The 10,259-nt window shown below is 57.3% G+C and carries 10 protein-coding genes; all 10 read left to right on the forward strand.

What is annotated here, in order from left to right; translation table 11 throughout:
• Positions 1 to 20 precede the first annotated feature (20 nt).
• The 10 genes from ABIZ35_RS26310 (at position 21) to ABIZ35_RS26355 (ending at position 9,815) form a co-directional block, all read left to right on the forward strand.
• Positions 21 to 407: a methylglyoxal synthase gene (locus ABIZ35_RS26310; protein ID WP_348222914.1), complete on the forward strand. Its 387-nt coding sequence runs from the start codon at positions 21 to 23 to the stop codon at positions 405 to 407.
• 250 nt (positions 408 to 657) lie between these two features.
• Positions 658 to 2,115 carry a bifunctional UDP-sugar hydrolase/5'-nucleotidase gene (locus ABIZ35_RS26315; RefSeq protein ID WP_348222915.1) on the forward strand — a complete coding sequence of 486 codons (1,458 nt, stop codon included), beginning with the start codon at positions 658 to 660 and terminating at the stop codon, positions 2,113 to 2,115.
• A 60-nt stretch (positions 2,116 to 2,175) separates the two neighbouring features.
• Positions 2,176 to 3,921, forward strand: a complete 1,746-nt coding sequence (locus ABIZ35_RS26320; protein ID WP_348222916.1) for a family 43 glycosylhydrolase — start codon at positions 2,176 to 2,178, stop codon at positions 3,919 to 3,921.
• Between the two features lie 108 nt (positions 3,922 to 4,029).
• Positions 4,030 to 4,521 (forward strand): hypothetical protein, encoded by a 492-nt coding sequence (locus ABIZ35_RS26325; RefSeq protein WP_348222917.1) that lies wholly within the window; start codon positions 4,030 to 4,032, stop codon positions 4,519 to 4,521.
• A gap of 61 nt (positions 4,522 to 4,582) precedes the next feature.
• Entirely contained in the window at positions 4,583 to 5,392 is an 810-nt protein-coding gene (locus tag ABIZ35_RS26330) for a DUF1559 domain-containing protein (protein WP_348222918.1), read from the forward strand.
• 55 nt (positions 5,393 to 5,447) lie between these two features.
• Entirely contained in the window at positions 5,448 to 6,224 is a 777-nt protein-coding gene (locus tag ABIZ35_RS26335; protein WP_348222919.1) for a DUF1559 domain-containing protein, read from the forward strand.
• Positions 6,225 to 6,286: 62 nt separating this feature from the next.
• Entirely contained in the window at positions 6,287 to 7,063 is a 777-nt protein-coding gene (locus ABIZ35_RS26340; protein ID WP_348222920.1) for a hypothetical protein, read from the forward strand.
• A 147-nt stretch (positions 7,064 to 7,210) separates the two neighbouring features.
• On the forward strand, positions 7,211 to 7,864 hold the full coding sequence (locus tag ABIZ35_RS26345) for a DUF1559 domain-containing protein (protein ID WP_348222921.1): 654 nt from the start codon (positions 7,211 to 7,213) through the stop codon (positions 7,862 to 7,864).
• On the forward strand, positions 7,861 to 8,625 hold the full coding sequence (locus tag ABIZ35_RS26350) for an H-X9-DG-CTERM domain-containing protein (protein ID WP_348222922.1): 765 nt from the start codon (positions 7,861 to 7,863) through the stop codon (positions 8,623 to 8,625). Before ABIZ35_RS26345 ends, ABIZ35_RS26350 begins: the two co-directional genes overlap by 4 nt.
• 89 nt (positions 8,626 to 8,714) lie before the next feature.
• Positions 8,715 to 9,815: a hypothetical protein gene (locus ABIZ35_RS26355; RefSeq protein ID WP_348222923.1), complete on the forward strand. Its 1,101-nt coding sequence runs from the start codon at positions 8,715 to 8,717 to the stop codon at positions 9,813 to 9,815.
• The last annotated feature ends 444 nt before the right edge of the window (positions 9,816 to 10,259 follow it).

Consider the following 10,259-nt stretch of genomic DNA (forward strand, 5'->3'; position numbering starts at 1 on the left):
CCACCCTTAAGGAACGCTTTATGACCACATCGCAATATGTCGCGCTGATCGCGCACGACAACAAGAAGCACGACATGATCGAGTTCGTTCAGCGCCATCTGGAAACCTGCCGCGCCGAATCGCTGGTCGCGACTCGGACCACCGGAACGAACATTGAGACGGAAACGGGATTGCCCGTAACCAAGATGCTCAGCGGCCCGCTCGGCGGCGATCTCCAAATCGGCGCGCTGATCGCGACCGAACAGGTCAAAGCCGTCATCTTCCTGCGCGACCCGCTCACCGCCCATCCCCACGAACCCGACATCAACGCCCTCATGAAAGCCTGCGACACGCACAACGTCCCCCTCGCCACGAACCTCGCGACGGCAGAGTTGATCTTAGAGCACCTGAGCGTGACACGGGAATAGCCCGTAAGGCGCGCAAACATAACACAGCGGCCGGCGGTTAAAACCGCGCCTATGAGAGCGCAGAAGTCCCCCTGCGAGGACTACATAATCCTTCACGATAATGTCTAATGTGTGCACCACTTCAGACGGTACCGAATTCGAATATGTAACCCACAAAGGTGGGTTTCGGCGCTCTTGCAGGCGCGGTTTTAACCGCCGACCGCTGTGTTATGCTTGCTTATTTCGGCCACATTGAGTGAAGAGAAATGTCATGACTCACAAACCCATCGTCTTCCTGCTGGCGGCGCTGCTCCTCGGCGGCGCGCCCATCCATGCGGCGCCGGCCGATCTGCCGGCGTCCATGTCCTTCCCGGTCGCTCTGCCTCAGCCGGGTTCGTTCACGCTGACGCTGCTGCACACGAACGATCTGCACGGGCATATCCTGCCGTTTCCTTACACGGAGGTGGGAAAGAGTTCGGCGGAGAACCCGTCGCGAGGCGGCGCGGCGCGGCGGGCGACGCTGATTCGCAGTCTGCGTGCGAAGATCCACAATCCGACGCTCTTGGTGGACGCCGGAGATACGTTCACACGTGGGCCGCTGTCTAACGCCTATGAAGGCGTGGCGGACGTGGAGGCGATGAACGCGGTGGGGTATGAGATGGCGGCCATCGGTAACAATGAATTTAAGGGGCGTGACGCCACGCAGCAAGGCGATTTCGAGGGCGCACAGACAGCGCTGCGGCGCGTGATCAAGCGCGCGAAGTTCCCGTGGGTCTGCGCGAACGTTCGGGCGAGCGACGGCGGACTGCTGGAAGGCGTGCAGCCGTATGTTGTCCGACAGTGGAACGGCGTGCGCGTTGGATTTCTCGGGCTGACGACGAAGACTTCAGGCGGCTATCCGCAGACGAAGGGGTTTGTGTTTACGGATCCGATCGAAGCCGCCAAGGAATGGATTCCGAAGGCGCGACGCGACTGCGATATCCTCATCGCCCTCACGCACATTGGCTCCGATCAAGACATGCTGCTCGCGAGCGAGACGACCGGCCTCGACGCCATTGTCGGCGGCCACTCGCATACGTTTCTTTACACGCCGCTGACCGCCGTCAATCCAGACGGCGCCGTGATCCCCATCGTTCAGGACGGCGAATTTGGGGTCAATTTAGGCCGATTCGATCTGACGTTTCTGCACGACGCGAAGGGCTGGACGCTGGACAAGTATCACGACGAGATGATCCCGATCGACAAATCGACCAAAGACGCGCCCGATGTCGCGGCAGCCATCGCCCCATTCACGACGCCGTTCCTGAGGGACGCCGGAACGATCGCCCAGGTGGGCGCGACGCCGGACGAGCGTCTTCGCATCACCACGCAGGTGCTGGTCGACGCCATGCGCCGATCCACCGGCGCGGCGGTTGCAATCAACCCGAGCGGCGGAGGCATGTTCGTCGCCTTCCATAGCCGCACGATCTCCTACTATGACCTCTACGCCGCCATGCCCTTCGCCAACCATATCGCCACGGCGTCGCTGACGCCGAATGAAATCCGGGCGCTGATCGCTAAGAAGCCGAAATCGGTCGTCTCGGGAGAGATTCCAGCCGGAGGCACGCCTGTCACAGTCGCCTTTGAGGATTACGAAGCGACCTCAGAATATGGGATTCTGCCCACAAACTTGACGGATGCTCATATCGATATCCGCGATTCTGTGAGGGATTTCTTACACAGTCGTTAAATTTAAATTACCCTGGTGCAAATCAGTACAAAACGAGCGAAAGCCATGGTATCCTAGGACATGAAATCGACATTCACGTCATCGAAGACCTGTCTCTCGCTCGTTTCCCTTCTTGCCCTCTACCTTCCATCACTGCTGTATTCCACTCACGCCTCCGCCGCCGGACGGGCACCGACCTTCTGCAACCCGATGGATTTACCCTATTGTTTTCAGAATGAATTGCCGAGCCGCCGGGAAGCCGCCGATCCCGCGATGATCGTTTACAAAGGGGAGTACTGGCTGTTCGCGTCGAAAAGCCAGGGCTACTGGCGCTCCAAAGATTTCCTCCACTGGATATTCGTGACGCAGACCGGACTGCCGATCGACAACTATGCGCCCGCCGTTCTGGAAATCGACAGCAAGCTGTACTGGACCGCCGGCGGCGCGGGAATTTACGAGACGGACGATCCCGGCAAGGGGGTCTGGAAACTCGCGAGTGACACGCAGAACCAGGGTGATCCGGACCTGTTCAAGGATGACGATGGGCGTGTCTATCTTTATAGCGGATGCAGCGACAAAGACCCGATCGTCGGCCAGGAGCTGGATCCGAAGAATGGGCTGAAGCCTCTCACGGATAAAAAACCTTTCCTTGTCGGCGTGATCGCCAGCCACGGCGGGGATATTCCGGCGGAGCCGACGGACGCCCCGCCCTACAAAAAAGACGGCGCCTGGATCGAAGGCTCGTGGATGACCAAACATGGCGGTAAGTATTACCTTCAATATTCGGCGCCCGGCACGCAGTACAAATCCTACAACGACGGCGTGTATGTCTCAGATCATCCCCTCGGGCCGTTCACATACGCCCCGTACAGCCCCTTCTCGTTCAAGCCCACGGGCTTCGCGGCCGGCGCAGGACACAGCTCGACCTTCCAGGATCTCGGAGGACGGTTCTGGCATGTCTCGACGATGACGATCTCCATCCGGCACATGTTCGAGCGCCGCCTGGGATTCTTCCCGGCATGGTTTACCCGCGACGGCCAAATGGTCGCCGACACGTATTTAGGCGATTACCCCCAGTACGCGCCCGGCGGGGTCAAAGATCCATCCAAGGGAAATTCGCCTGGCTGGATGCTGCTGGACTACAAGAAGACCGCGACCGCATCTTCTACTCTCGACGCGCACCCTATCGACGCCGCCTTTGACGAAGACATGCGCTCCTGGTGGTCGGCCAGCACCGGCGATCCGGGCGAATGGCTGCAAGTCGATCTGGGCAAGCCTTGCCGCATCGACGCCGCGCAGATTAACTTCGCCGACGAAGGCTCCACACAACTGGGACGGCTTCAGGACGGCTACGGATACAAGCTCGACGTCAGCAGTGACGGGACACATTGGACCACCATTGTCGACCGCAGCACGGACCGGCGCGACGCCCCACACGATTACGCCCAGCTCGACAATCCCGTCAAGGCGCGCTACGCCCGCATCACCAACACGCATTCCCCAGGCGGCGCCAAATTCTCCCTCAGCGGCCTGCGCCTCTTCGGCAGCGGTCTTGGCAAGGCGCCGGGCAAAGCCGCCGGAGTACAGGTGAAGCGCGACGCCGCCGACGGACGGCAGGCGACGATCGCCTGGCAAGCCGTTCCCGGCGCCGACGCCTACATCGTCCGTTACGGGATCGCCAAAGACAAATTGTTCAGCAACTATCAGGTTTACGGCGCGAACTCATTGGATATCCACACGCTCAATGTCGGCGTAAATTATTTCTTTACGGTGGACACGATCAACGATACCGGAGTGACGAAAGGGACATCGATCACGCACGGATAGAACCGCCTATTCCTTCCTAAAAGTCGTTCGATTCCAGCATTCGCAGACATTGACCGACAATAATACCGGTAGCGCACTTGAGCGCCACAGGTTTTAGGAACGTCCGTTATGCACAACAACCGCCACGCGGCGCTGGTCTTCCCGCTCCTCTTGATAGGAGCGCTCGCCACCGCCGCTTACGCCGACATCGCCGCCGGGGCGCGCAGCGCCATTCACATCGCTTACAACAAACAAAACGCCGCGCTGGACCGCGAGGACGCGGGCGGCGCGCTCGCCAGCACGTCACCCGATTTTATGGGTACGGACGCCAAGGGCGAGTGCTACACTCTTCAGACCCGCAAGGACGGCCTTGCCGCAACATTCTCCCTGGTGAAATCGATGAGCACGCACACGCGGATCGTCGCCTTCACGCTGCAGCCCGCCGGAACCGCCGCCGACATCGAAGCCGTAGAACGCCAAGCGATCACCATCCGAAATCCGAAGACCGGTCAGGAGCAGAGCGGCGTGATGGATCAGACTATACGAGACCATTGGGTTTCCACGAGCTGGGGATGGATGCTGCAAAGCCGCCGCCAGCTGAATTGCAAGCGTATCGATTAACCGTTCGGTTCTCCGTGTCGATACGGTACGATAGGTTTATCTCAATGAAAGGAGATAAACCATGATCGGCCGCAGCAACTTCATCGGGGGCGCATGCATCGCCGTCGCCCTGACAATTTTCGCTCTGATTCTCTTTCCTCTTCTATTTAGGCCCGTCATACGACGCGAGCCTCGTCTCACCTGCGCCAGCAACCTCCGGCAATTGGGGCTTGCCCTGCTGCAATACGCTCAAGATAATGACGAAAATCTGCCCCCGCGTCAAAATGCGAGCGGCGCAAATGGCTCCCTGGTTTCCTGGCGTTATCTGATCTTCCCTTATGCGAAGTCCCGAAGTCTCTACCAGTGCCCATCCCATCCCGGCGCTCCCAGCACATCGGAGAGTACGCCGCTGACCGTTGACGACCTCGGCGCCTCCTACGCCGTCAACGCGACACACGACGACAAAAAATGCTTTGGCCCATTCGCGGACAAATACCACCGTGGATTTTCCCTGTCCGACGCGCCCAGCCCCGCCCAGACCATCGCCCTTGTCGAATCGACTGCCGCGTTCAACGATTTCAATCCATTATTCCCCGAAGGCTTCGCGCAGCCATCGAACGCTCGCACACGAGTCGGCAATCTCTTCTCCGGCCACAACCAAACGAGCAGCGTCCTCTTCCTCGACGGACATTTCCAGCAGATAAAACCCGCCCAAATGCTCGATCAGACTGGCCCAAATCCATGGACCACGGACGGCGCTCCGTTCACGGCCGGCGATCGAACCAAGGCGATGAACACGATCCAATATTCTGAACGAACATACGCCCAAGTGAAAGAAGAAGCTCCAAGAGAATATATGTTTCTCTGGAATGCGGGGAGAGGGAGGCTTTAATCGAAACGAAATCGACCAGGCGGAATTATGCATTTATTATCAACGGAGAAAAATTATGCTTTCATATCAATCAGAACTTAAATTCAGGCTATGGGCCAAGCGAGCCGGCTACTGCGCGATCATCGCGGTCATATTCTATCTCATTTACCCGTTCCCACACGATCACCGGAAAGGTCGTCAAGTCTCTTGCGCGAGTAATATGAGGCAGATTGGCCTGGCTCTCCAGCAATACGCCCAGGATAATAACAATGACTTGCCCCTGCGCCAGGGTCGCGGCGCAGACGGCTCAACTGTCTCCTGGCGCGTTCTCCTCGACCCGTACGTACGATCCAGAAGCCTTTACCAATGTCCTTCCAATCCACTTGCCCGCTTGAATGGTCAGACGCCTGAGGGAAATGACATTGAGCGTGACGGCTTTACCCGCTCTTATGCTGTCAACTCCACGAGCGACGGCCAGCAATCTTTCGGACCATTCGCGGACAAGTTCTCGCGAGGCTATTCGCTCAGCAAGGCCGCGCACCCGGAAGCGCTGCTGGCGGTCGTCGAATCCACGGCGGCTTACAATGACTTCAATGTCCTGAAGCCAGAGGTATTCCGATGGCCAGCGAGTGAAAAATCACTGACCGGCGGCTTGTTTTGCGGGCATACGGGCATGACGAATGTTCTCTTCTGCGATGGTCACGTCAAGGCAAAGCGCCCGGAGGCTCTTCTTGGGACAAGCGCCCTTGGATCCAATCCCTGGACAGCCGACGGCGCGCCGTTCTCACCAGCAAATCAAGCGAAGGCGACAAGCGTGATCGAGTATGGCGCGAAGTATTCTCGCAATAACTGATAGCCACTCGAAACGAAACCAACCAAACAACGTTATCTCAAATGGAGTTGAAGGAGCATTCGATGGAATCTGATTCGGCCAAACCATACAAGCCCTCGCGCGGTTTCGTTGCCTGCCTCGCATCAATCGTTATATTTCTTCTGGTCATCAGCTTGCCGTTTTATTATCCAGGCCGCAGCAATGATAAAGCAAAATCGCAATCCTGCCTCAGCCATATGAGACAGGTCGGTCTAGGGATGCTGCAGTACATGCAGGATAATGACGAGCAGTTTCCCGCGCGCCAGTACACCGGCAAGGACGGGGATACCGTGACCTGGCGCGTCGCGGTCTATCCGTATATCAAAAGCACTCAAATCTTCCGATGTCCGTCTAACCCTGTCGCGGCCAAGCCGACCACCATCAGTTCACAAAAGATAGAAGACAGCGACTTCGCCCGATCTTACGCCGTCAACTCGACCAGCGACGATGCGGGATGCTTCGGTCCGTTCTCCGGCAAGTTCCCGAAGGGATTCCCGCTAGCCAAGACCGATGCCCCAAGCTCGCTGGCGCTTGTCGTGGAATCGACGGCGTCTTATTGTGATTTCAATGTTCTGGCGCCGGATATCTTTCGGCATCCGACGAATGCACACTCGCTGACGGGAAATTTATACTGCGGTCACAAAGGCATGACGAACGTTCTCTTTTGCGATGGGCATGTGAAGGGGAAGCGTCCGGAAACTCTTCTTGGGACAACCGCTCTTGGAGTCAATCCCTGGACGACCGACGGCGCGCCGTTCTCGGCGGCGAATCAGGCGACCGCGACAAGCGTGATTGAGTACGGCGCGAAGCAATATCTGTGAGGCAAATTCATGGTCGCTAAAACTCTGCGTAAGATGTTCCCAAATTGGATTAACGTGGCTTGCTTTCTCATTGGCGGCATCGCTCTTGCTGGCGTATTGCATCAGATGTCGACATTCCGCGGGTCCGTATGGACGCATTGGAAGCAAATGAGCTGTCCCAGTAATCTCAAGGCGATTGGCCTTGGGATGATGCAGTACGCGCAGGATAATGACGAGATGCTGCCGCCACGCCAAAGTAATTCGGAAGTTTACGGAAGAACGGTTTCCTGGCGAGCGACTATTTGGCGTTATGTCAATAATGGCGCCGCTTATTGCTGTCCGATCAATCCTGCCGCCACCGACGAAGATAATGAGGACGGCAATGACTTAGAGCAGGATGATTTTAGTCGTTCTTACGCCGTCAATTCCACGAACGACGGCCATCACGGCTTTGGGCCGTTTGCGGATCGATTTCCGCAGGGACTATCTATCGGTCAGATAAAGCGCCCTGAGCTTGTCGTGGGGGTTGTCGAAACAACAGCGGCGTTTAATGATTTCAACCTTCTGTTCCCGGAGGGCTTTACGCATGTGCGGGATCTCAACGACCGGACAGGCCATCTATTCTCCGGACACAACGGCGCCGCCAACTATCTCTACATGGACGGACATGTGAAAGCGATGCCTCCGATGGCAATGCTGGGTTCAAAGGCCAAGTTCAATCCATGGACGATAGACGGCGCGCCGTTCTCGCCAGATGATGCGAAGAAGGCGCGAACGGTTCTGGAGTTTTCCGAGAAGCAGTCTCAAAAAGGAACGAAATGATCCGTAAATGGCTGCGCAAAGCTTTTCCTAATAAGGTGAATATCGGGTGCTTCCTCGTGGCGATGTTGGTTCTTATCCCTATGGTCGTGATCGGCGCGCGGATTATGAAGTCGCTGCGGCACTACGCCAGGATCGTGCCTTGCCACGATCATATGCGGAAACTGGGCGCTGCCTTTGCGCAGTACACGCAGGATAACGATGGATTCTTGCCGGCCCGACAAGCGCGGAACGGCGCAAATGGCAAGTTAATTTCTTGGCGCGTCCCAATTAATGTTTACGTAAAGAACCCCGCTATCTTCCAGTGCTCCGACAATCCGGCGATTGGAAAAAACAATGACGTTGAGCGCGACGGGTTTAGCCGTTCGTACGCCGTAAACTCGGCGAATGATGGGAATCGCCGGTTCGGCCCGTTCGCGGATCAGTTTCCACACGGACTTCGAATGGCGAAGATCGGCTCTCCCGAAGGCGTGATCATGGTAACGGAAACGACGGCGGCTTACAATGACATCAATGTCCTCTTGCCTCAGGCGTTCACAAAGTTGAGCAGTGATGAGACGAAGGATGGAAGCTTATTTGCGGGTCATCAGCAAGCCGCCAACGTCCTTTATTGCGATGGACACTCTCGCTTCAATAAGACGCAGCAGCTTCTAGTGGGCGAAAAGGATAAAAATCCATGGACGATTGACGGCGCTCCGTTCGGTCCCGCCGATCAGTCAAAGCTGAAAAGTGTGCTGGATTTTGCGAAAAAGCAGGATTGGTGACGGCGGCGTGGAACATTAGGCCTCCATGCCATGTCATGGAATCGTTGCTGCAAGAATGGGCAAACATTTTCTCGAATAGGACCATTCCAATGCTTCACATGAAACGGGCGAGCGCCTTCTGCCTTCTCTTCGCGCTATTCGCGGCGATCGTTTCTCCCGCACACGCCAAGGACGATAAACCGGACTTCACGCTTCCCAGTCTCGCCGACTTTACAGGGCAGCAGTGGGACGCGATTGAGCTGGGGAAATCCACGGCGAGCAGCATTAAGGATCATTATAAGATCGCCAAGCGCGGCAACGCCATCCCATGGTCGCTGATGATCTCGACGCCCAAAGGGTCTGGAGATCGGCTGAACGTGCTGTTCGGCGGCCGGGACGACAAGAACGATGTCGCGACGGCGATCCTCATCCGTTATGACTCGAGCCCAACGCTCGACAGCATCAAGCATGAGTTCGGACATGCGGGAGTTTCGTATTATCAGCCGGAGCGAAACACGGGATGGCTGATCCACGAGTACCCGGACAAAGGCGTCGTGCTGTTCGTCGACAACCACACGGGAGCGTACACGGTTTCGGCCGTGCTGCTCGTGCCGCCTGCGATTTTGACGGAGGGGGTTCTGGACTTTAGCCCGGACGCGACGCTCATCGTTCCAGTCGTCGATATCCATGCCGGGGAGCGGCGCTTGATGCTCTTTGGCAGTGTCGATGTCACGACTTCGCTCAGCGGTATGACGATGTCCGATATCGAGCGATCGAACCTGCGCGACGATCTGCGGCGCGCGACGGCGGGCGGCGCCATGCTGTATCAGGAGTACGCCCCGGGTAGCTGCGTCGCGGACATCCACGCCGCTTTTAAAGAGGACAAAGGCGACTGCATCGACGTGACGGTGACGATCGATGGTCCCAGCCCCTACGGCCAGATCCACGTGGTGGGCCAAAGCAGCACGGTCTTCAAAAATCACCAGCGCATCACCGACAGCGCGAGCTACGAAGGTGTGTTCAACGACGCTCTGGGAAAAGCGCAGCAGGGCTTCGCGCAGGCCATGCGCGCCATGGGACCGCCGTCGCCGCAAGTCATGCAGCAGATCGCCATCGACAGCGCCTTCAACCGCCTGCGCATCGCGACGCTCAGCACACAGGGCATTCATGCAACCCCGCCGCCCGGGAGCCTGTGGGCGGTGGCGAAGTAGGATGTCGGAATTTAGGTTAGCCTAAGAATGGACGTGTTTGGGCAGTTAGACAGTGCAGATGCCTGGATCGACCGGCGGTTAAAACCGCGCCTTCAAGAGCGCAGAAGTCCCCCTGTGGGGACTACATTGTCGATCACGTGAGTGTTTTATGGCAAGCATCACATTCGGCCATATCGGCAAGGATAATGCAGTCCGCGTAGGCGGACTTCTGCGCTCTTGAAGGCGCGGTTTTAACCGCCGGCCGATCCGGGCATTCTGCGGCAATTATGTCCTTTAAGAAGCAGACTGCATCCATAGCTGGACTTAAGCCTGTCATTAAGGCGCGCGATCCCTATCGGTTTCATGGTATCCTAATCTCACAGACCCATCGCGTGCGCTTGACCTAACACGGACACCATGCACTTCCCATTCGCATTCGACCGGCCGCTTGTTTTTCTTCTCCTG

The organism is Capsulimonas sp., assembly GCF_039929585.1.
GTDB lineage: Bacteria > Armatimonadota > Armatimonadia > Armatimonadales > Capsulimonadaceae > Capsulimonas.